General features: G+C 65.0%; 19 protein-coding genes and 2 tRNA genes. 11 read left to right on the forward strand and 10 right to left on the reverse strand.

Going from position 1 to position 21025, the window contains the following annotated elements; all coding sequences use genetic code 11:
- Complete coding sequence (locus NGM10_RS09540; RefSeq protein WP_253477819.1) at window positions 1-1059, reverse strand: DUF8203 domain-containing protein; 1059 nt, start codon at window positions 1057-1059, stop codon at window positions 1-3.
- A gap of 106 nt (window positions 1060-1165) precedes the next feature.
- Here NGM10_RS09540 and NGM10_RS09545 point away from each other — a divergent pair, with 106 nt between their 5' ends.
- Entirely contained in the window at window positions 1166-1810 is a 645-nt protein-coding gene (locus NGM10_RS09545; RefSeq protein ID WP_253477822.1) for a helix-turn-helix domain-containing protein, read from the forward strand.
- On the opposite strand, the gene NGM10_RS09550 is transcribed toward NGM10_RS09545, so the two are convergent.
- From NGM10_RS09550 to NGM10_RS09560, 3 genes are read right to left on the reverse strand one after another with little or no spacing between them, the layout of a single operon-like run.
- Window positions 1807-2733: a mechanosensitive ion channel family protein gene (locus NGM10_RS09550; protein ID WP_253477824.1), complete on the reverse strand. Its 927-nt coding sequence runs from the start codon at window positions 2731-2733 to the stop codon at window positions 1807-1809. The two genes, NGM10_RS09545 and NGM10_RS09550, sit on opposite strands and share 4 nt — an antisense overlap.
- Window positions 2734-2775: 42 nt before the next feature.
- Window positions 2776-3744 (reverse strand): cytochrome d ubiquinol oxidase subunit II, encoded by a 969-nt coding sequence (locus NGM10_RS09555; protein WP_253477826.1) that lies wholly within the window; start codon window positions 3742-3744, stop codon window positions 2776-2778.
- Window positions 3737-5170, reverse strand: a complete 1434-nt coding sequence (locus NGM10_RS09560; RefSeq protein ID WP_253477828.1) for a cytochrome ubiquinol oxidase subunit I — start codon at window positions 5168-5170, stop codon at window positions 3737-3739. Before NGM10_RS09560 ends, NGM10_RS09555 begins: the two co-directional genes overlap by 8 nt.
- Window positions 5171-5416: 246 nt before the next feature.
- Here NGM10_RS09560 and NGM10_RS09565 point away from each other — a divergent pair, with 246 nt between their 5' ends.
- Window positions 5417-5827: a DUF8146 domain-containing protein gene (locus NGM10_RS09565; protein ID WP_253477830.1), complete on the forward strand. Its 411-nt coding sequence runs from the start codon at window positions 5417-5419 to the stop codon at window positions 5825-5827.
- Here NGM10_RS09565 and NGM10_RS09570 read toward each other — a convergent pair.
- The gene (locus NGM10_RS09570) at window positions 5824-6279 is read right to left on the reverse strand and encodes a DUF5814 domain-containing protein (RefSeq protein ID WP_253477832.1); all 456 of its coding nucleotides are present in this window, start codon (window positions 6277-6279) and stop codon (window positions 5824-5826) included. The two genes, NGM10_RS09565 and NGM10_RS09570, sit on opposite strands and share 4 nt — an antisense overlap.
- Before the next feature lie 149 nt (window positions 6280-6428).
- On the opposite strand from NGM10_RS09570, the gene NGM10_RS09575 reads away from it, so the two are divergent.
- Both NGM10_RS09575 and NGM10_RS09580 read left to right on the forward strand, forming a co-directional pair.
- Window positions 6429-6500, forward strand: a tRNA-His gene (locus tag NGM10_RS09575).
- Window positions 6501-6667: 167 nt separating this feature from the next.
- A complete protein-coding gene (locus NGM10_RS09580; RefSeq protein ID WP_253477834.1) occupies window positions 6668-7501 on the forward strand; it encodes an HNH endonuclease in 834 nt (277 codons plus the stop codon).
- Window positions 7502-7796: 295 nt separating this feature from the next.
- Here NGM10_RS09580 and NGM10_RS09585 read toward each other — a convergent pair whose 3' ends face one another.
- Together NGM10_RS09585 and NGM10_RS09590 are read right to left on the reverse strand one after the other, a co-directional pair.
- Window positions 7797-8483 (reverse strand): SOS response-associated peptidase, encoded by a 687-nt coding sequence (locus tag NGM10_RS09585; RefSeq protein ID WP_253477836.1) that lies wholly within the window; start codon window positions 8481-8483, stop codon window positions 7797-7799.
- Between the two features lie 18 nt (window positions 8484-8501).
- Window positions 8502-9692: a CBS domain-containing protein gene (locus tag NGM10_RS09590; RefSeq protein ID WP_253477840.1), complete on the reverse strand. Its 1191-nt coding sequence runs from the start codon at window positions 9690-9692 to the stop codon at window positions 8502-8504.
- A 210-nt stretch (window positions 9693-9902) separates the two neighbouring features.
- Between NGM10_RS09590 and NGM10_RS09595 the strand changes: the two genes are divergently transcribed.
- Window positions 9903-11111 (forward strand): RNA-guided endonuclease InsQ/TnpB family protein, encoded by a 1209-nt coding sequence (locus NGM10_RS09595; RefSeq protein WP_253477844.1) that lies wholly within the window; start codon window positions 9903-9905, stop codon window positions 11109-11111.
- Window positions 11112-11136: 25 nt separating this feature from the next.
- On the opposite strand, the gene NGM10_RS09600 is transcribed toward NGM10_RS09595, so the two are convergent.
- The gene (locus tag NGM10_RS09600; protein WP_497007312.1) at window positions 11137-11409 is read right to left on the reverse strand and encodes a winged helix-turn-helix domain-containing protein; all 273 of its coding nucleotides are present in this window, start codon (window positions 11407-11409) and stop codon (window positions 11137-11139) included.
- A 322-nt stretch (window positions 11410-11731) separates the two neighbouring features.
- On the opposite strand from NGM10_RS09600, the gene NGM10_RS09605 reads away from it, so the two are divergent.
- Window positions 11732-11878 (forward strand): hypothetical protein, encoded by a 147-nt coding sequence (locus NGM10_RS09605; RefSeq protein ID WP_253477850.1) that lies wholly within the window; start codon window positions 11732-11734, stop codon window positions 11876-11878.
- Between the two features lie 435 nt (window positions 11879-12313).
- Window positions 12314-12688, forward strand: coding sequence for a cupin domain-containing protein (locus tag NGM10_RS09610; RefSeq protein ID WP_253477852.1), 375 nt, complete (start codon window positions 12314-12316; stop codon window positions 12686-12688).
- A gap of 12 nt (window positions 12689-12700) precedes the next feature.
- Here the strand turns inward: NGM10_RS09610 and NGM10_RS09615 are convergent, their stop codons facing one another.
- Entirely contained in the window at window positions 12701-12874 is a 174-nt protein-coding gene (locus tag NGM10_RS09615) for a hypothetical protein (RefSeq protein ID WP_253477855.1), read from the reverse strand.
- A gap of 252 nt (window positions 12875-13126) precedes the next feature.
- Between NGM10_RS09615 and NGM10_RS09620 the strand changes: the two genes are divergently transcribed.
- From NGM10_RS09620 to NGM10_RS09635, 4 genes are all read left to right on the forward strand, one after another.
- Window positions 13127-15181, forward strand: a complete 2055-nt coding sequence (locus NGM10_RS09620) for a DEAD/DEAH box helicase (protein ID WP_253477857.1) — start codon at window positions 13127-13129, stop codon at window positions 15179-15181.
- 119 nt (window positions 15182-15300) lie between these two features.
- Complete coding sequence (locus NGM10_RS09625; RefSeq protein WP_253477860.1) at window positions 15301-15600, forward strand: HalOD1 output domain-containing protein; 300 nt, start codon at window positions 15301-15303, stop codon at window positions 15598-15600.
- Window positions 15601-15801: 201 nt separating this feature from the next.
- On the forward strand, window positions 15802-17631 hold the full coding sequence (locus NGM10_RS09630) for an SLC13 family permease (RefSeq protein WP_368408622.1): 1830 nt from the start codon (window positions 15802-15804) through the stop codon (window positions 17629-17631).
- A 77-nt stretch (window positions 17632-17708) separates the two neighbouring features.
- Window positions 17709-17781 (forward strand) — tRNA-Pro (locus NGM10_RS09635).
- Window positions 17782-18086: 305 nt separating this feature from the next.
- Here the strand turns inward: NGM10_RS09635 and NGM10_RS09640 are convergent.
- Entirely contained in the window at window positions 18087-20981 is a 2895-nt protein-coding gene (locus NGM10_RS09640; RefSeq protein WP_253477863.1) for a DUF4249 domain-containing protein, read from the reverse strand.
- Window positions 20982-21025 lie beyond the last annotated feature (44 nt).

Genomic DNA, 21025 nt, shown 5'->3' on the forward strand with positions numbered 1-21025 from the left:
TCAGTCCCGGAGTCTGTTCGTGAAATACGCGATTGCGTCGCCGCGAGTTATGACCTCGACTGACTTCCTCGTATTCAACTCGGCGTAATCTCCGAGATGTCCCGCTGTATCGTTCAAGCTTACGATGATGTCGCCCTCTGAGAGGAAGTCTCGATCTTGATTCTCCTCGAAGAACTTGACGCACCCGTTCTCTTCCATCGCGTACCGACAGGCGTGTGCGAAGAGGTCGAGCGACGTGAGTTTATCTTTCGGCATTCCAGCGCGGTCGATGTGAATCGTCGGACTGGGATAATGGAGTTCGTTTCGAATGCTCTTGTTCTTGTGAGGAACGAGACGCTCTAATTCGCTGTCGTCGATGTTGTCCGAGTCGACGTACCCGACCGTCCGGTCTTTCAGGTGTTCGTAGATGTTCTGCGCAAACAGCGGGTAGACCTCCTGTTTCAGAAGCCCCATGACGAGGTCCGCAGTCGCCAGAAGCGGATAGGTAACGTCGCCCTGTGGAATCACGCGAAGCGAGTCAGCATTCCGACCGACCTCTTCCCACGCTGGGAACACTTTCCCGGAGAAATCGTCGGTCATGATGTTGTATCGGTTCTCGGTCGGACGGCCTCGACCGGTTCCGTTTTCGAGGTACTTCCAGATAGAGACGACGTTGTAGTACGACGAGAGGACGTTGTTCATGAAATCGTCCGAGTTCATCCGCTCGAACTCGCCTTCGTCCTCGCCGTAGAGTTCTATCCACTGCGTTTTGAGCGACGTTTCCGTAATCTGAATAGTTTCGATGCAGTCGATATCGAGTATTTGCTCGACGATATCGCGGCGAGCGCTCTCCTGCGCCCAGTTCGGTAGCCAGCGCGTGATATCCTGATCCTTGATGATCGGATACGGTATCTGGATTCCCAGTTCCTCGGCGAAATCCCTCACGACGGCCGTATATTCGGCGTTGTAGGCCTCGATATCGTCCACTGCGACGGCGACCGAGACGAGACTCATCCCTCCCGGACGTTTGTTGTGAAACCGATTGACGACCGAGTCCGACGCCACCATTCCTTCCGACATACTCGTTTCGAATGATTTCCCGATGATAGTCTTATCGCTATTATCTGGAATATAGTCGAGAAAGACTGAAACAAGTTACTTGTACGCCCACCTGCATCTCCGAACGATGCACGAGGCCGTCCTCGGAATCGAGCAACCCGGCGCGTACGCCGACGCGACCGCGGGCACCGACACCACCGTCGAACTCTGGTGCAACGACCACTGCGACCTCCTCCACGTCGGCGGTGCGGGCGGGACGGCGGTCGTCGAACACGTCGAGGAGGCGGTCGGCGTGCGCGAGCGACTCGTCGAGGGCGACGAGCGCCTGCTCATCACCGACGCCTGCCTCAAGGAGCGGGCCGACGACAACATCGAACCGATGCTCGCGGCCCACGACTGCCTGCTCGTGCCGCCGCTCCGGTACTCGCGGGGCGCGAAGTGGTGCCGGGTGCTGGCGCTCGACCCCGCGAGCCTCACCGGGTTCTATCGGGACGTGGCCGCCGAGTACTCGGTCACCGTCGAGTCAAAGCGCGAGGTCGAATCGGTCGCGGCCGACCGACCGCTCCTGACGCTCGACTCGGCACTCCCGGACCTCTCGGCCCGCCAGCGCGAGGTCCTGCTGGCGGCGGCCGAGGCGGGCTACTACCGCATCCCCCGCGGGGTGACGACCGCCGAACTCGCCGCCGAGGTCGGCGTCGAGCGCCGGACCCTCGAAGAGCACCTCCGGCGCGCGGAGAACAAGCTGGTCGCGTCGCTCGCGGAGTACCTCTAGTTCTGCTCGCGCGGCAGGTCGATGCCCTCCGACGCGAGCCGCCTGCTCACACGGCCGAGGTACTCGGACTTGACGGTCACGAACGTCTCGCGGGAGGGGCTGTCTATCCAGAACCGCGCCTGCATCCCCGCCCGACCGTCGTCCAGTTCCACCACTCGCGCGGTCGGCGTCGGGCGTTCGAGTATCTCCTCGTGGCCCTCGGCCTCGGTGACGAGGACGGAGGCGACCCGGCCGAGGTCGGCGTCGGCGTCGACGTGGAGGGTGTGAGAGACCCGCCGGGGGGACTTGGCGACCGCGTTGACGACCGCGGAGGTCGCGAGCTGGGAGTTGGGCACCGTCAGGAGTTCGTTGTCGAAGGTCCGGACCCGGGTGACCCGGAAGCTGATGTCCTCGATGACGCCCTCTCGGTCGTTCCACCGGATCCAGTCGCCGATGTTGAACTCCGGGTCGGTCACGATGAACACCCCGCCGACGAGGTTCGAGGCGATGTCCCGGCTCGCGAACCCGACCGCGACCGTCAGCGCGGCCACCACGGTCGGGGGAAGAGACAGCAGGTAGCCGTAGTCGGCCACGTCGAGCGCCACCCGGAGCGCGGCGACCAGCACCGCGACGTGGAGTATCTTCAGCAGGGCGTTCGCGGCGGTCCGGTCGACGCGCCACGCGTCGAGCGTCCGCTCTGCCAGCGGTTCGACTCCCCACCGCCCGACCGCGTAGGCCGCCCCGAACGCCACGAGGAACTCCGCGACGCTCCACGCGAGGTCGACGTACCTCCCCGCGGGTATCTCGGTGACGCCCACCCCGAGAGCCACGCTCACCACCGTCACGCCGACGCTCACCGCCGTCACGCCGACGCTCACCACCGTCACGCCGACGCTCACCACCGTCACGCTGAGGCCCGCCACCGCCGCACTGAGGCCCGCCACCGTTCCAGCCACGGCGGCGAGCGCCCTCAAAATTCCGGCCGGTCAGTACGCCTCCTCGGCGTCTATCGGCCCGCTGAACGCCGAGTAGAGCACCGCGAAGTACGTCACCACCAGCGGTATCAGTATCGCGGCACCGACCGTGAGGAGTTCGACCGCTGGCGACCCGATGATGGCCGACTCGACGGTCAGGCCCGCCACCGGGTCGACGACCGGATACCGGAGCCACGCGACCAGCGCGACCAGCGCGCCCGTGAGACCGCCGGACGCCGCGAGCGCGGCGTACCGGCGGTCGCGTCGGATGGCGACGGCGTAGCCGCCCGCGAGTACCACCGAAACCGCGACCAGCGCGAGTGCGGGGCCGGTGAGGAGTTCGGCCCGGAACGCGGGCCGCGTCCAGAGGCCCGCCAGCGCGACGACCACGAGCGCGAGGTAGGCGACCACGGCCCGGGTCCCGTAATGGGCCATCTCCTCGCGGAGGGGGCCGCGGACCTTCAGCGCGAGGAACGCCGCCCCGGAGACGACGGTGAGCGCGACCACCGCGAGGCCGACGACGACGCTCGTGAGGGCGAGGCCGGTCGCGCCCACAAGCCAGTTCCCGACGAAGATTCCCAGCAGGAGGGGCGCGCCCACGCTCCCGACGACGAAGGCCCGGCCCCACCACCGGTGCCACGCCTCGTCGTGGCGCTGTTCGTACATCTCCGGCGCGAGTCCCCGGAGGATGAGCGCGCCGAGGACGCCGAACAGCAGGAGGTAGTGCCTGCTGAACAGCGCGGCGTACACCGGCGGGAAGGCGGCGAACAGCGCCCCGCCGAACACGACCAGCCACACCTCGTTTCCGTCCCAGAAGGGACCGATGGCGGCCAGACACTGCTCGCGCTCGCGGGGGTCCTCCCGGGTGGCGAATATCGCGCCGACCCCGAAGTCCCAGCCGTCGAGGAACAGGAAGACCCCGAGGAACGCGAACACGATACCGAACCAGAGGGTCCCGAACGAGACGGGCAGATCAATCATCGACGCTCGCCTCCGGCGACTCGACGACCGTCGGGTCCTCGCGCTCGCTCTCGGGGAGCGCGGGCTCGGGTCCGCGACGGACGAGCCGTCCCACGACGTACGTGTAGAGGCCGAGCAGGCCGAGGTAGGCGACCGCGAACCCCGCGAGCGTCAGGGTCGCCTCCCCGCCAGTGAGGTTCGGCGAGACGCCCGCGTCGGTCTTCATCACACCCTGAATCACCCACGGCTGGCGGCCGACCTCGGTGACGACCCACCCGACCTCGACCGCGACGATGCCGAGCAGGGAGGAGGCCATCAGCGCCTTGTGGAGCAGGCGGTCCTCGTAGAGTTCGCCCGAGTACCACCGGTAGGCCGCCCAGAACGCCAGCAGGACGAACCAGAATCCCAGACCCACCATGAGGCGGAACGACCAGAAGACGATGGCGACCGGCGGGGCCTCGCCGAACTCGTTCAGTCCCTGGATTTCGGCCTGCGGGTCACCCCCGCTGGCGAGCCACGACGCCCCGCCCGGGATGCCGATACCGAAGATGTCCTTGGCGCGCGGGTCGGTCAGGTCCTCGACGCTGGTCGGGAACGCGATGATGTACTCGGGGACGTAGCTGTCGGTCTCCCAGACCGCCTCCATCGCGGCGAACTTCTGGGGCTGGGTCTCGGCGACGTGTCGACCGTAGGCGTCGCCGTGGACCACCTGAAACGGCGCGGTGATCACGAGCACGACCAGCGCGACCTTGAGGGTGGTCCGCCAGAACTCGGCGTCGAGGTTGCCCGAATCGACCACATCGAGGTGGCGTCGCCGGTAGATGTGATAGGCCGCCACGCCCGCCATGAACAGCGCGACCGACAGCACCGCGGCGTTCTGCATGTGGACGAACATCCACGGGAACCGCGGATTCGCGTAGGCCGCCAGCGGGTCGGTCAGCAGGACCACCGGCTGGCCGCCCCGCGTCGCCATCTCGAAGCCCCGCGGCGTCTGCATCCACGAGTTCGCGATCAGAATCCACACCGCCGACAGCCACGTCCCCAGCCCCACGAGGACGCTCGACACGAAGTACAGCCGGTCGGAGACGCGCTCGCGCCCGAAGACGAAGATACCGAGGAACGTCGCCTCCAGCATGAACGCCATCATCCCCTCGACCGCGAGGGGCCCGCCGAACAGTTCGCCCGCCGCGGTCGAGAACGCCGCGAAGTTGGTGCCGAACTCGAACTCCAGCACGAGGCCGGTCACGGTGCCGACCGCGAAACTCAGCGCGAATATCTTGACCCAGAACCGGCGCAGGCGCTCGTAGAGCGCCTCGCCGGTTCGAATCTCCTTCCATGTGAAGTAGACGAGAAACGGCGCGAGTCCCATGCTCATCACGGGGAAGATGATGTGGACGATGGTCGTCAGCGCGAACTGGAGTCGGCTGGCGATTACCGGGTCTACCATCGTCCCACCTCCACCCCTCCCCTCCGCGGCGCGTCGAGCGCTACCGTCGGCCGACTGCGTTGCTCCCGATTCATCGAACGTCGTTACGGACCGCTCGGGCAAGAGGGGGGAATCCGGTTCCCAACCGAACGGAATCGGGGTCGAATTCAAGTAGGTTCGACCCCAAGTATACGGGGCAGTCGCCCGCTAACTCCGCCCGGCGTCTGACGAACCATTAAGTGGCGTCGCGTCCGACGTGTCACCGAGATGGGCAACAAGAACAAGACGATCTCGTTCCGGGTCAACGAGGACTCCTTCGAGACGCTCCGCGAGATAGCCGAGGAGCGCGACCTCTCGCTGTCGGCGGTGTTCCGCGACTACGTCGACACGCTCGTCGCCCACGACGGCCGGGTGAAGGTCGTCCCCGAGAGCGAGGTCGGCGAGGCGACCGACGGCGAGGAGTTCCCGCCGACGGTCGAGGTGCCCAAGAGCTTCGTCCGCGAACACGAGCGACTCGAACTGGAGGCCGAACACCTCCGCGAGCAGTTACAGGAACACAAGCAGTACGTCACCCACCTCCAGAAGCGCGTCGAGAGCGACGAGAGCGTCGAGGAGGTCGTCCAGTTGGAGGAACTGGACGAGGAACTCGACACCGAGGAGACCTACCGGCTGGGTTAGCCCGACAGATTCCGCTTCTTCCGGCGGGCCTCGTCGGCCATCTCGCGGTCATCCTCCACGTCGGCCAGTTCCTCGACCGCTTCGAGGGTCCGGACCGAGTCGTCGAGAAACGAGAGCACGTCTCCGGGATAGGCGTACACCATGTAGTCGTCGGTCATCACGTCCACGATGGCCTCCGGGCCGAGCCCCTGCTCGCGGAGTTCGAGCAGGTAACGCATGAACTTCTTCTCCGCACACCCGCAGTAGGGATTGGCCTGACAGTCGCAGTCGAGGAAGTCCTCCGCGAAGTCGAGCACGCGCTCCTGAGTCGTGTCGTCCAACTGCGCGAGGTTCTCGCCCTGAAACAGCATGTCGAGCGTCGCGCCCTTGAAGGCCCCCTTGGGGATGTTGGTCTCCAACTGGGAGCCGAGTTGGCGGTGGTTCTTGACGTATATCTTGTCCGTGATGGCCACGCTTGCGCGGGAATTGGGGCGTCCCGGTCAAAAGCGTGTCGTCACCCCGCGTTTCGGACGTGGGTGCCGTCTCGGGACTGTGAGCGAATATCAGTCTCGCACCGAGTCGTAACGTATTTTAATCGCCGACGGCTACGACTACGTGCGTGTCCGGGTTGGGGTAGTGGTTATCCTTCAGCCTTGTGGAGGCTGAGATGTGGGTTCGATTCTCACACCCGGACTGCCAAAAATTTCACACTTTTTCGTCGGTTTTGATCCAGTATCCTCACCATTTCAACCAGTGATCTCTATCTTTATTATCTGGCCTGCTCGGATGCCTCTTAATTTTTGATTTCGTTTCCTATCGAAAATTATTTTTGGGCCTACTGTGACTATATAGTCGATACTGATGCATACCTGCCCCACATGTGGCCGCGAATTCGAAACGGGACGTGGTCTGGGTGTTCATCACAGTTCCGTCCACGACCAGCGATTACCGAATAGAACGTGTTCGAACTGCGGTGAGGAATTCCACTGCGAATACGAGAAGAAGTACTGTTCCGACGACTGCCACGACGAGGCCGTCTCGTACGAGGGGGAGGCGGCTCGAAATTTCCAGGGGAAGCTGGAACGCACCGAGTGCGAACTCTGCGGTGAGGAGTTCGAGTACTATCCGTCCGAGAAGGAGGGGTTGTACTGTTCTACGTGCGTCGAAGAGGAGAACTGGCGACACCGCCCGTCAATCGAAGGCGACGACAATCCCCGCTGGAACGGCGGCAAGGTCGAACTCGACTGCGAGGTCTGTGGCGAAACGGTCGAACGCTACCCGAGCAACGTCACGGGCGAGGTCACGGTCTGTGGCGAGGACTGCCGAACCGCGTGGCTCTCGGACGCCTTCACCGAGTCGGGCCACCCCAACTGGAAGGGCGGCGGAAACGGCGCGTACGGCAAGGGGTGGAGCAGGGTCCGGCGGAAGGCGCTCGAACGCGACGGCTACGAGTGCGTCGTGTGCGCCAAGACGAGCGAGGAGATCGGCCGTAACCCCGACGTCCACCACATCACGCCCGTCAGGCTGTTCGCCGAGTCCGAGAGCCACTCGAAGACCGACGCCCACTACCTCGCGAACGTGGCGTCGCTGTGCGTCGAGTGCCACCGGAAGGCCGAGTTCGGGAAGATATCGAAGCGCGAACTCCGCTCGCGAATCGGCGTTCCGACCGCGGCCCCGCCGTCAGCCGCGTGCTGACCCGCTACAGACCCCTCTTGAAACCGAGATGACACCCCATAACAAAGTCCGAACCCGCCAAACAAGCGAATGCGCCCGGCGGCTCGGGCGCAGAGCGTGCAACGACGCGGCGACCCGGCGGAGCCGGAGGCGCTGGTGGCGGGCTGGCCTCCCGCCGACGTGTCACCAACCCTTCCACGAAAGTTCTCGTTCCGGCCGCCGCGATGTCTCGCTACCTCTCTTTCCGATTCCGTGATGGCCGCTCTATTTCCTCATATTTCCAAGCGAAACGAAGGGGTGGTTCCGAGGCCGTGGTCTAGAATTCGTCGAGTCCCGTCTGGACCTCCTCCTCGGCGGGAACCTCCTCGACGACCGCGGGCGAGTCGTTTTTCGGATTGCCGACCGCGTCCGGGACCGGGTAGGCTCGTAGCTCCTCGGCGGGATACGGACCGAGGAGGTCGCTGTCGCCCTCCCGGAGCCACCGGGACTCCTCGCCGCGCCGGAGCATCGCTGGCATCCGGTGGTGGATCGGCTCGACCACGGCGTTCGGTTCGGTGGTGACGATGGCGAACGTGGCGGGTTCCGCGTCGGTTCCGCCGCTCGGCTCCCACAGACCCGCGAACGCGAACGGTTCGCGGTCGACGCGCTCGACCCGGTAGGGTTGCTTGCCGGTCGGCGTCTCGGTCCAGTCGTAGAAGCCGTCGGCGAGGACGAGACACCGCCGCTCGGCGAACGCCTCGCGGAAGCTGGGCTTCTCGGCGAGCGTCTCGGCGCGGGCGTTGATGTGCCCGCGGTTCGCGTTGCGTCCGCCGCTATCGCGGTTGCGCTCGGGAACGAGCCCCCACGTCGGGAACCGGATTTCGTCGGTCGCGTCGTTCCGGACGACGGGGTGTCGCTGTCCGGGCGAGACGTTGTACCGCGGTTCGAGGGGCCGAATCGGCTCGGCGTCGAATCGCTCGCAGACGAGTTCGGGCGGCGCGAACAGCGAGGTTCTCCCGCACATAGCGTCCGAATCGGTTGGTCACCGGAAGGATTGTTCGGTTTCGGGCGACGGGCGCTCGGTCTCGGGTGCGACCTCTTGGACCCGGCCGCTCTGCTGGATGACGTCGAATGCGGTCATCAGGTCGGTTCGGGAGATGAGCCCCGCGAGTTCGCCGTCGGCGTCGACGACCAGCAGGCGACCGATGCCGTGTTGCTGTATCTGCTCGAACGCGGTCATCGCGTCGGCGTGGGCGGGAATCGTCTTGAGGTCGGTCGACATCACCTCCCGGACGGTGTAGGCGTCGCGCTCGACCTCCCGCACGTCGCGGGCGTCTTCGAGGGTCACCATCCCGACGAGGTCGCCGTCCTCGACCACCGGGAAGCCGGTGTGGCGCTCGCGGAACATCGCCTCCAGCAGGTCGGCGACGCTGGTATCGGGGGTCACCACGTCGAGTTCCTCGGCCTCGGTCATGACGTCGCGCACCCGGACGTTCCGGAACGCGGCGTTCATCACGGTCTGCTGGGCCTCGCTCGTCGCACCGATGTAGATGAAGAAGGCGATGCCGATGAGGATGATGTTCAACTGGAAGATACCGAACAGGCCGAGCAGGATGGCGAACAGCTTCCCGACCTCTGCGGCGGTCCGGGTCGCGTCGGCGAACGGGCGGTTGCGAGCCAACAGCGCCCGGAGAACCCGGCCGCCGTCCATCGGGAACCCCGGCAGGAGGTTGAACGCCGCGAGGACGAGGTTCATCAGCGCGAGATAGGCGACGACGAACCGGACCGACGCCAGCCCCTCGGGAATCACGAACACCGCGGCGTAGGCGACGACCCCGATGGCGATGCTCACCGCGGGCCCGGCGATGGCGATGTTGAACTCCTCGCGCCACTCCTCGGGCTGCTCGGTGAGGTGAGCGATGCCCCCGAAAATCCACAGCGTGATGGAGTCGATGGGGAAGCCGTACCGCATCGCCACGAGCGAGTGGCCGAGTTCGTGGAGGATGACCGCGACGAACAGCCCGACCGCGGCTATCGCGCCCAGGACCCACCGCTGCGACCCGGCCGTGAGCACCTCGGGGTCGAGGTTCACGCCCCAGAGAAGGTTGAGGTTCTCCACCCAGAGTTCGACCTGCGAGCCGATGACCCACGCGAATATCGGCAGGATGAGCAGAAACGTGAGGTCGAGCTTGATCGGGATGCCGAACAGCCGCCCGATAGTGAAGCTTCGCATACCCGTGTGTTACCGTGGCAGACCCTTAACAGTAGCCGTGGCAGACTCTACACAGTAGCCGTGGCCGTCCCGACGGGAGCCGGAGTCGGGCTCCGTCGACCGATTCGGACGGCACCGCGGGGGCCGACCCGCGGGTCGGCCCCCGCGGTCGGCGTTCGGCGAGCGCCAACCCAAGTATTCAAGAGGCCCCCTGAGACAGACACGTACAACGTGGCAGACACCGAGTACTGCAGACGGACGGCGGTCACCGGACTCTCCGTGTCTCCGACGGACGCCACACGGCTCCGCGAGCTGGTCGAGGAGTGGAAGCGCGGGTGCCAGCTCGCGGTCAACGAGGCGTGGGGTGTCTGTCACACGCGGAGCGAGGTCCAACAGCTCGCGTACGACGTTCTCCGGGAGGAGACCGACCTCGGGAGCCAGCACGCGGTGCTGGCGACCCACCGGGCGGCGGAGGCGATAAAGCGCGCCCGGGACGGCGGCGAGAAGCCCGAGTTCACGGCCCCGACGGTCGCGTTCGACACCCGGACGATGACGGTCTTCGACGACCGGACCGTCAGCCTCACCACGACCCGCGAGCGGGTCCGTTGCGAACTCGACGTTCCCGACGACGGCGGGTATCAGACCGAGTACCTCGACGACGAGCGGTGGGAGCCCGCAAAGAGCGCGCTCCACTACCGGGACGGCGAGTTCGTCTTCCACCTCGGATTCCGCACGCCTCGGCCGGGGATGGACCCGCCCACGGAGGGGGCGACGGTGCTGGGCGTCGACCTGGGCGTCGAGAACCTCGCGGTCACCAGCACGGCCCGCTTTTTCCCCGCGGGCGACCTCCAACACCGCCGCGAGGAGTTCGAGCGGGTGCGGGCGTCGCTCGAAGCGACCGGCACTCGCAGCGCCCAGCGGACCCTCCGGCAGGCGGGCTACCGGCTCGACCAGCAGGTCGGCCACCGCCTCCACGAGGTCGCCAACGGCATCGTCGCCGAGACCGACCGGTACGACTGCGACCTCGTCGCGTTCGGCGAACTCGACGAGGTCCGCGAGATGCTCCCCGACGCCGGGCCCTACCACCAGTGGCTGTTCGAGCGCCTCCTCTCGTTCGTGGAGTACCGGGCGGCCGAGCGCGACATCGCGGTCGTGGAGGTCAACCCCGAGTACACCAGCCAGCGGTGCATGGAGTGTGGGTTCACTCACCCCCAGAACCGCAACCTCGACGCGGGCCAGTTCGAGTGCCTGAAGTGCGGCGCGTCGGCCAACGACGACTACAACGCCGCCAAGAACATCGCGTTCCGGTGCGTCCGTCGCGGGCCGCTCTCCTCGCGGGGGCTGGGCGCGGCCGCGTGTGCCCTCCAGTCGGGCGTGGTGACGCCCGACGACGGCTTTACGCCCTACGCGGAGCTGTCGGAAGCGCCGAAGTCGGACTGAGATTCGTCCGTTTCTGCGGTCTCCGCTATTCGTCGGCTTCGAATCCGCTCGCGTCTAATTCTCCGTCGAGATATCGGCGACCGCGCTCCGTAATCGTGTAGTACGACGTGTAGTTTTCGTCACGCGCCACGAACTCGTGCGCTTCCAACTCCTCCAGCGCTCGCTTTATCGTCCGATAACCGGGGTCGAGTTCGTTGTCGAGAACCCCGATGGGAACCGAAATATCGTGGTCGTTCAAAAATTCCAGAACGGGGTCTGTCGCCGTATTCATCCACTGACCCCGCTTCCGGCGTGCCATTGACAATAGCAGTACAACGGGCTACTTACGGGATTTGGTTTGTCACCAACTAGACAATTTGGGGTGCCATATTGGCACTTTAAACTGCCAAATTATAAGTGTATGTATCGGCAATTCTGAATCACGGAAGCAAAACGCGGACCAGTCACTCGAAACGAGGTCTCGATGAATCGAAACGGACCGGTGTGTGTGTGCACCGGGTCCGCGAGACGCTCCCGTAAGCAAGGTACGAGAGCATGACCCACTACAGGTGTGCGGGACAAAAAGTTCCCGCTCGACTGGATCGGTTTACGACCACCTTCGACTACCGGAGCCTCGACAAATGAAGGCTACTCACCTCCTCTTGGAGGGCGTTTCCGAGGACGATATCACGACCGAGTTTCTGGTCGCGGTGATGGATGTGGCCGACGAGCAAGGACTCGGTCTTCGAGGAATTTCGGTTCGTCACCGCGACGACGCCGGGGAGTAACTGCTGTCGAGGACCTTCACAGCTCCCGCTCGAAGTCCTCGTCCATCTCCGACTTTACCTCGCGGACGACTTCGTCGATGCCCCGTGTCGCTCCACGCCCCAAATCCGGCGAGGGGGTCGTCCTCTAGCTCGTGGGCGATTACCGCGTCGAAACTCTCGTCCATCTACACAGGGATGTGTACGCTCGTTTCATTTCGGTGTTTCCCCGCCTACTACACGGGAGGCTTCGAGTGCTACTCGGGGACTTCCGACGACGCCAGCTACTCCCGTCACCGGTGAAACCGCACCGCGACCGCAGGCCTCACGCCTCCCCAGCCTCGGCGGCCGCGTCGCGGCCGCCTCCCTCGCGCGCGTTGCTCGCGCGCGCCGACGACCATAAGAATAGGATGCGCTCGGACTCCACCTTTTTATCCCTCCGCGCGCGTACTCACGCCCATGAGTCAGAACCCCGAACCGCTGGTGCGCCGGAGCGACGACATCGAGTACGAGGACGTGGGTGCCGCCGAGGGAATGCGAAAGGGCGTCCTCGTCGACGAGAGCCGCGGCGCGCCCAACTTCGCGATTCGTCGGTTCGAACTCGACCCGGGCGCGTCGGTCCCCGAACACACCAACGAGGTCGAACACGAGCAGTACGTCCTCTCTGGCGAGTACGTCGTGGGAATCGGCGACGAGGAGTACACGGTGGCGGCGGGCGACTCCCTGCTAATCCCCGCGGGCGTCGTCCACTGGTACCGAAACGAGGGCGACGAACCGGGTGCGTTCCTCTGTGCGGTGCCGAACGGCGACGACGAGATAGAACTGGTCGAGTAGTCGAGCGGGAGGCTACTCGTACTCGGGGAGCGAGACGAGGGCCGAGATGTCGGCGGAAATCCATTCCTCCGGGGAGGTCCGGTCCTGCATCCTGACCGTGGGTCGTCCGTCGGCGTCGTCCTCGATTTCGAGTGTCACTCGGTCGTCGAACCGCTTGGGCAACTTCCTGTTGTGGCTCCCCCTCATGTCTTCTGTGGGTATCCGGCGGTAGCGACGAGTCGGTCTTTGTTATTTGCCGATTGCCGGGTCGGTATTCCCGGAATACCGCCTGCCGGACTCGGTTATGCCGAGCTTACCCAGCGTTATCGGCGCGTTTCCCGGGGGCTGTGCGCTCCGCGGCGGTCCACGGCGGTCGCGAGGGCGGGCGGTCGGTTCGCGTCGCCGACGCGAACCGACCGTTCCGAACCGCTCAAATACCGCGAGCCACTACGGAGGGGTGTGTCGAAGCAGGTCCCGCAGGTGGACACGCTGTTCCTCCACGAGCAGTCGGGCGACTACCTCGCGGTCGTCGAGCGCGAGGGGTCGCGCGTCTTCCGCGCGAAGCTCGAACTCAAGGAGACGGGCGCGGGTCCCCGGCCCGCGAAGCTCCGGATTCAGCGCGGGTCGAGCGAGGAACCGCGGAGTCCCGACCAGTTCGTGGAGATCGCGCGCAGAGCCGACCGCACCCGCATCTCCGAGCAGACCTCCCCGGAGGGCCGCGAGGAGCTACGGGAGATGCTCGACGGCTACCAGCTCGACGCCAAGGTCGTCCGGACGTGTCGGCTCTGCGCGTCGGGCGGCCACTACTCGCCCATCACGAGCGAGACGGCCGTCGATGCGGGCGAGGAGTACATCTGCCCCGACTGCGCCACGGAGGAGCTGGAGCGCGAACTCTCCTTCCGGGGCGACCTGACGGGGCAGGCCCAGGACCGGCTCGAAGACCTCCTGCTCGAAGTGCAGGACTTAGAACGCATCACCAACCTCCTCAAGGGTCAGCTCGACCCGGACCTCACCAAGTTCGACGAGATAAGCGCGAACGTCGAGGACGTAGACAACATCCGGGTCGAAACGCTTTCCCTCCATCCGGGCATCCAGAACCTCCTCGAAGACCGCTTCGAGGAACTGCTCCCGGTCCAGAGCCTCGCGGTCCAGAACGGACTGCTCGACGGCGACGACCAGCTCGTGGTGAGCGCCACCGCGACCGGCAAGACCCTCGTGGGCGAGATGACCGGCATCGACCGCGTGCTCAACGGCAAGGGCAAGATGCTCTTTCTCGTCCCCCTCGTCGCGCTCGCCAACCAGAAGCACGAGGACTTCGCCGAGGAGTACGGCGACCTCGTGGACGTGACCATCCGAGTCGGCGCGAGCAGGGTCCGCGACGACGGACAGGCGTTCGACCCGAGCGCCGACGTCATCGTCGGCACCTACGAGGGCGTCGACCACGCGCTCCGGACCGGCCGCGACTTGGGCGACATCGGGACCGTCGTCATCGACGAGGTCCACACCCTCAAGGAGCAGGAACGCGGTCACCGACTCGACGGCCTCATCGCGCGGCTCAAGCACTACTGCGAGACGCGCGCCTCGCGCCGCGAGAGCTACGACGGCGCGCAGTACGTCTACCTCTCGGCGACGGTGGGCAACCCCGCCAGCCTCGCCGAGTCGCTGGCGGCCAACCTCGTGGAGTTCGAGGAGCGGCCGGTCCCGCTCGAACGCCACGTCACCTTCGCCGACGGCAAGGAGAAGGTCGACATCGAGAACAAGCTGGTCAGACGCGAGTACGACTCCAAGTCCTCGAAGGGCTACCGGGGCCAGACCATCATCTTCACCAACTCCCGGCGGCGGTGTCACGAGATATCGCGCCAGCTGGAGTACAGCTCCGCGCCCTACCACGCGGGGCTCGACTACGGCCGCCGGAAGAAAGTAGAGCGCATGTTCGGGAATCAGGACCTCGCGGCGGTCGTGACGACCGCCGCGCTCGCCGCGGGAGTGGACTTCCCGGCGTCGCAGGTCGTCTTCGACACGCTCGCGATGGGCATCGAGTGGCTCTCCGTGCAGGAGTTCCACCAGATGCTCGGGCGGGCGGGCCGCCCCGACTACCACGACGAGGGGACGGTGTACGTTCTCGTCGAACCCGACTGCGCGTACCACAACAGCATGGAGATGACCGAGGACGAGGTCGCGTTCAAGCTCCTCAAGGGCGAGATGGAGGACGTGCGGACCCTCTACGACGAGAGCGCGGCGGTCGAGGAGACGCTGGCGAACATCACGGTCGCGGGCAAGCGTGCCAAGCGGCTCAACGACCGGATGATCGGCGAGGTCCCGACCAAGCACGCGCTGGGTAGGCTCCTCGAATACGGCTTCATCGACGGGCTGGAACCGACCGACCTCGGTCGCATCGTCACGACCCACTTCCTCGCGCCCGACGAGGCGTTCAAGATACTCGACGGGATTCGAAAGGACAAACCGCCGTTCGAAATCGTCGCGGAACTCGAACTCCACGGCGAGGACGAGTGACCGGTCGCCCCTCGAATCGCCGGACAGCCGTCGAATCGCCGGTTCGTCGACCGAACCGGGTCGAGCGTCTGCACTCGTCTACCGGGTTTTAATAGGCTGTACTATCAAACCCCGTACCGATGGCGACAGCAAACGGCGACCGACCATACTGCGGCGTCTCTCCGGTTTGCGAACTCCGCCACGACACGTCCGGTGACACACATCTCAGCTCGTCGATAATCGAGGCCGTTTCGACCGCCAAGAAGGTCGACCCGACCGACTGCGACCTCGAACTGTACGACGCGGTGGACCTCGAAGCGCTCGATACCCTGTTCGAGCGGCGAGCGCCCGACGGCCACTGGAAGTTCGAGTTCGGAGTCGGCGACCACGTCGTCGTGGTGAACGGTTGCGGTCGCATCGCCGTGTACGACAGCTCGTAGTCCCGACACGTTTCCCGCCGAAACCGGGCCGGTCGGCCCGGTTTCGGCGTTCGGCCGGGACTGGTCGGCGTTCGGCCGGGACCGGTTGGCTTCGTCCGGAACTGGTCGGCGTTCGGTCGGGACCGGTTGGCTTCGTCCGGGACCGGTCGGGGGACCGCGAAGTCCGTACCATTTTTCCGCCCCCGTCGAGTTGTAACCGCCGTGGTAGTCTCGGAGCTGACAGCTGGCATCGTGGTCGTCCTCCTCGTCATCCTGGCGGCGCTCGTGCTGTTCGCCACGGAGCCGGTGCCCATCGATATCACCGCTATCGGCATCATGGTGGCGCTGATGGTGCTGGAGCCGTGGACCCGGGTCTTGCCGACCGAGGGCGTCTCGGGGTTCGCCAGCACTGCGACCGTCACGGTGCTGGCGATGTTCGTGCTGAGCTACGGCGTCCAGCGGACCGGCGCGGTCCAGATACTCGGGCGCAAGATAGCGGGGTTCACCCGCGAGGACGAGAACCGCCAGCTCGGCGCGACAATCGGCGTGGTCGCGCCCATCTCGGGGTTCATCAACAACACCGCGGCGGTCGCCATCCTCATGCCGATGGTGACCGACCTCGCCCACGAGGGCAAGACCTCCCCCTCGAAGCTCCTGCTCCCGCTGTCGTACGCCTCGATGTTCGGCGGGACGCTCACCCTCATCGGCACCTCGACCAACATCCTCGCCAGCGACCTCTCGGCGCGGCTCGCCGTCGACCACCCCGACCTCCACGCGTTCTCGATGTTCGAGTTCACCGCCCTCGGCCTCCTCGTGTCGGTCGTGGGCGCGGCGTATCTCATGACGGTCGGGAAGTGGCTCACCCCCGCGCGCATCCCCGTCCGGGACGACCTCACCGAGGAGTTCGAGCTTGAGGAGTACCTGACCGAGGTGGTGGTCGAGGAGGACTCGCCGCTGGTCGGTAGGATAGTCGCCGACGCGCTCGCGGAGACCGACTTCGACATCGACCTCCTCCAGCTCATCCGTGGGCGACAGACGTTCGTCGAGCCGCTCGGTCCCAAGGAGATACAGGCGGGCGACGTGTTCGCGCTCCGGACCGACCGCGAGACGCTCGTCGACCTCCTCGACGCCGAGGGGCTGTCGTTGCTCCCCGAGGTGGACGTGACCGACGAGGAACTCGAAGAGCGCGGCGACGCCGAGCGGAGCCTCGTGGAGGTCGTCATCGCGCCCCGGTCGTCGCTGGTCGGCGAGACGCTCGCCTCCGCGAGCTTCCGCGACCGATACGACGCGACCGTGCTGGCGCTCCGGCGCGGCCCGGAGTACATCCGCAAGCGCATGGACCACACCGCGTTGCGGGTCGGCGACACCTTGCTGGTGCAGGCGACCGAGGACAGCATCTCGCGGCTGAACGTCAACCGCGACTTCATCGTGGCCCAAGAGATCGAACGCCCCGATTACCGGGAGTCGAAGATACCGCTCGCGGTCGGCATCGTCACCGTGGTGGTCACGGTGGCCGCGCTCGACCTGCTTCCGATCATGGTGTCGGCGCTCGCCGGGGCGCTCGCGATGGTCGTGACCGGCGTGCTCAAGCCCCCGGAGGTCTACGAGGCCGTCGAGTGGGACGTCATCTTCCTGCTCGCTGGCGTCATCCCGCTGGGCATCGCGCTGGAGAAGACCGGCGGGGCCGACCTCCTCGCCGACCTCGTGGTCGCGTCGGCCGACTTCCTGCCCGCTATCGCGGTGCTGGGGCTGTTCTACGTCGTGACCGCCGCGCTCACCAACGTCATCAGCAACAACGCCAGCGTGGTGCTGATGATCCCGGTCGCCGCGGAGGCCGCGGCCCAGCTCGGAGCCAACGCCTTCGCGTTCGTGCTGGCGGTCACGTTCGCGGCGTCCACCGCGTTCATGACGCCCGTGGGCTACCAGACCAACCTCTTCGTCTACGGCCCCGGGGGCTACAAGTTCACCGACTACATGCGCGTCGGCGGGCCGCTCCAGTTGGTGTTCGCGCTCGTGACGACCTTCGGCATCGCGGCCATCTGGGGCGTGTGACTCGGCGTCTTTTCGGACCTCCCACCGCCGCCACAAACGAAACCCTTTACAGGACCTCGCGCGCTATTGAGAGATGCGGGACCGTGGGGTAGCTTGGTATCCTTTCGGCCTTGGGTGCCGATAACCTCGGTTCGAATCCGAGCGGTCCCATCTCCGGCGACAAAACGGTGAGCGACGCGTAGCGGCGCGAACTACTACTGTCGCCGAAAGTGGCCCTACCGAGGATTCGAACCCTGCAAGTCGCACGCCTGGAACGGCCGGACCGAGGCGCGAAGTGCTGTCCGGAGTGCGATTCGCGGTGCCCGTCCAGTACGAACCTTCGACGTGGTGTGTCGGGTCGCCACGGGACCGAGAGGACACCAATTACTATGTTCCGGTTCGGTCCTCCTGGATTCGAGCGCCGGTAATGCAAGCTTCGACGTTGGGGTGTGCGCTGGCCGCTTGGTCTCCTTCGCTCACTCTTCGGACTCCTCGCCGCCGACTAACTGACGCTTTAACAAGTACACGGCACCAGTCAGTGCGCCAATCGCTGTACCGAACCCGAAGCCAGGTTGGTCTGCCTCCGATGCCGTCGACGTTCCGCGAGCCGTGCTTTCCGTCCCCGACTGGTGGGTAGTCGTCGTTTCCGAGGTATCGATACGTTCGGACTCATTCGTCTCGCCCGTGGTTGACGTGAGAGTAGAGGTCGATGTCGAAGTCTCGGTCGAACTAGTCGTCTCCGTGGTGGGTACCTCGCTCCCATTCTCCGGAACGGTCGCCGACGCGGTTGATAACGCCTGTCTCGCGTACGGGTCCGTACCGTCGACGAGCGCGAGTTCGATTTCGTCACCGGGACGGAACGGCACACTTGGCTCGTCGTAATTGACCCGGACGCTTGTCCGCTGGTCTGCGCCGGGAGAAGGCTCTACCAGTAGTGTTCCCCACGAGGAACCTGCCTCGGTGTAGAGTCGGATAGCTGGCGACCGCTCAGGCGAATACCCTTCTTCGAGCCCGTAATCGATAGTGAGGGAATTCGTGTAGGGTGCTGGCGGTTTCGCGATTTCGACGACGGTTTCTTCACCCGCCGTCGTGACCGTCGCGACATCCACTGGGTCGTCCACCGACTCGTGAACCAATGCGAGTTCCACGTCGGTGTCGGACGGCAATCCATCATTGAGGTCGGCCACCTCGTCCAAAACGAACGTCCGGCGGTCGTACGCCCCCGGTTCGACGCTTGTAAGCGTCGCAGTACGCTCGCCGCCGATGCGTAGTTCCACCTGCCCCTCACCGGTGAGGGTTCCGGGAAGCAGGAACTCGGCCGTGAGGTCAGAGGCTCCCGCGATAGGAGCTTCTACGTACTGAATTCCCGCCACTACGGTACATTTGACCACGATAGCATCGTCGATGTGCCCCCAATCTTCCGGAAACGCACGTAGCGTGGCGGTCTCGCCGAGTTGGAGCGTCCCCGACGGAATCTCGTAGGCGTCCGTCCCGGACGATCCGGGATCGACGAAGTCCAACCCAATACCCCACTGACCTCCACCGTTTTCGGGAAAGAGACGCGTTCGAACCGCCTTACCGAACGACTCGGCGACACTGGTCTCCACCTGAATAGATGTCTCGTCGACAGTCGGGGGCCCGGCGAAGCTGATGTCGACTTCGTCGTGTTGCATGGTCTCGACATCACAGGAGCTCATCTCCGTCTCCTCTCCGGTAGCGTCCCCGCCGACCGTGACCGAATCCGTCGCGACCGCACGGGACGGGGTGATATTGCCGGGAGGGATCAGCCAGACTTCCACCTCGTCGCCAGACGCGAACGGAATTCCGGTTTCGCTGGACGACAGTTCGAACGTTTCCGTTCGACTCTCACCAGGCCTGACGCTAGTCAATTGAAGGTTACGCTCCCAGTGCGGCCCTTCCCCGTCGGGGACGAGATACAGATCCGCCCTGTCGGCGGATTCGGAAGCTCCGTACGTAATTTTGACCGTGTCATCGTCGGGCCCCACGGTCCGTTCGAACTTGGTCGCGTAACGTACCGTCGCTGACCGAGACAGCACCACGTCCCCCTCTGGCGGTGACACCCGAAGGGTGACTTCGTCGCCGAGTGACAGTGGGCCTTTGAGTTCGATTCGGACACGATTCGAGACACCGGCGACCACCGTCGTTGGCTCTACGGAAATCTCTTCGCTTCCGCGATAGACCCGAACCCGCAACCGGTCCTCTGCTGTACCTTCCACGTAACAATCGACGGTGAGCCGTTCCACGCCCGCAATCAGCTCCTCCCGAAACGAGACTCCCTCGATTTCGTTACGGCTTCGATGGTGTGCGATCAGGTCTGAAACGATTTTCGGCGAGTACGAGTGATCCGTATCGTCGTACACCTCGAATCGGGTGTCGGCATCGACACGGTCGTGAACCGCTTCGCTGAACGTCATTCTATCCTCTTGCATGTCCTCTCCGTACACCTCCTGGGCCTTCTCGGCCTGCTCCTCGCTCCAGACGTCCCGGTACGGTAGCGTGTCGTCGTTCGGACTCGTCTCCGTTTCGCCCATGTAACAAAACAGCGCTACGTCCCGCCAGGCGTTGAGGTCGAACGGCGAGCCGGTGAGTTCTTCCAAATCTGCGATGCCGATCTGATAATTGAGAGTGTGGTCCTTCGCTTCCCGTACCGGGAGCGTGGCCATCCCGTTCACCGCCCCGGCAGTCACTGACGTGAGACGCTCCGGGTGCATGACCGCGAAATTATCGACGAAGTTGCCGGATGCGGAGAACCCGTTCATCATGAAATCGGACGGAAGCTCGAGGCCGTCCTCGGCAATCCGCTCTCGGGCGTCGTCGACCATCGCGATGAGTTGTCGGTCGATTCGCTCGAATCGCCCGGAGTCGATATGCATCGTCTCGGTATCCAGCGACTGGACGAACTTCTCGTAGAATCCGTCGGAGACGGGGTTCGCAAATACGGGTACGACGAGCGCAACTCGAAGTTCGTCACAAAGACGCCGTGCTACCCCGTCTGTTACGGTGCTCTCGGCCGCGTCCAAATCCTCTTGGAACTCGTCGGAGCCAGCCCCCGAGTTCACTGGTTCGACGAGTAGCGGCTTCTCACGCGCCTCTGGAGGCACGTACAGATAGTACGGGAAATTGAACCCTGCGTCCGGATCCTTCTCGATGAGCGTCGGCCCGCGGCGAGACTCCTGTGACTGCTGATTCGCCGACCCTGTTCGGGCGCTCGCGTCACTCAGGAGCCCCATCCCGACAGCGACAGAGAGCGATTGCAACGCCGCCCGGCGCGAAAATCCCGTGTCGCCGTGACACCCCTTTTTTATCGGTCTCCGGTGCCCGTCCGTGGTGTCCTTCGGAGATTTAGTCAATTGTGGCCCTCCATGGTAGTTGTTCCCGATAAATCAAGCTGTCA

It is taken from the genome of Halorussus salilacus (assembly GCF_024138125.1).
GTDB lineage: Archaea > Halobacteriota > Halobacteria > Halobacteriales > Haladaptataceae > Halorussus > Halorussus salilacus.

Bases quoted from the DNA above. Each gene is read 5' to 3' on its own strand.
- NGM10_RS09540 (WP_253477819.1), bottom strand. From the start codon at position 1,059: ATGTCGGAAGGAATGGTGGCGTCGGACTCGGTCGTCAATCGGTTTCAC.
- NGM10_RS09545 (WP_253477822.1), top strand. From the start codon at position 1,166: ATGCACGAGGCCGTCCTCGGAATCGAGCAACCCGGCGCGTACGCCGAC.
- NGM10_RS09555 (WP_253477826.1), bottom strand. From the start codon at position 3,744: ATGATTGATCTGCCCGTCTCGTTCGGGACCCTCTGGTTCGGTATCGTG.
- NGM10_RS09560 (WP_253477828.1), bottom strand. From the start codon at position 5,170: ATGGTAGACCCGGTAATCGCCAGCCGACTCCAGTTCGCGCTGACGACC.
- NGM10_RS09565 (WP_253477830.1), top strand. From the start codon at position 5,417: ATGGGCAACAAGAACAAGACGATCTCGTTCCGGGTCAACGAGGACTCC.
- NGM10_RS09580 (WP_253477834.1), top strand. From the start codon at position 6,668: ATGCATACCTGCCCCACATGTGGCCGCGAATTCGAAACGGGACGTGGT.
- NGM10_RS09585 (WP_253477836.1), bottom strand. From the start codon at position 8,483: ATGTGCGGGAGAACCTCGCTGTTCGCGCCGCCCGAACTCGTCTGCGAG.
- NGM10_RS09590 (WP_253477840.1), bottom strand. From the start codon at position 9,692: ATGCGAAGCTTCACTATCGGGCGGCTGTTCGGCATCCCGATCAAGCTC.
- NGM10_RS09600 (WP_497007312.1), bottom strand. From the start codon at position 11,409: ATGGCACGCCGGAAGCGGGGTCAGTGGATGAATACGGCGACAGACCCC.
- NGM10_RS09605 (WP_253477850.1), top strand. From the start codon at position 11,732: ATGAAGGCTACTCACCTCCTCTTGGAGGGCGTTTCCGAGGACGATATC.
- NGM10_RS09610 (WP_253477852.1), top strand. From the start codon at position 12,314: ATGAGTCAGAACCCCGAACCGCTGGTGCGCCGGAGCGACGACATCGAG.
- NGM10_RS09615 (WP_253477855.1), bottom strand. From the start codon at position 12,874: ATGAGGGGGAGCCACAACAGGAAGTTGCCCAAGCGGTTCGACGACCGA.
- NGM10_RS09625 (WP_253477860.1), top strand. From the start codon at position 15,301: ATGGCGACAGCAAACGGCGACCGACCATACTGCGGCGTCTCTCCGGTT.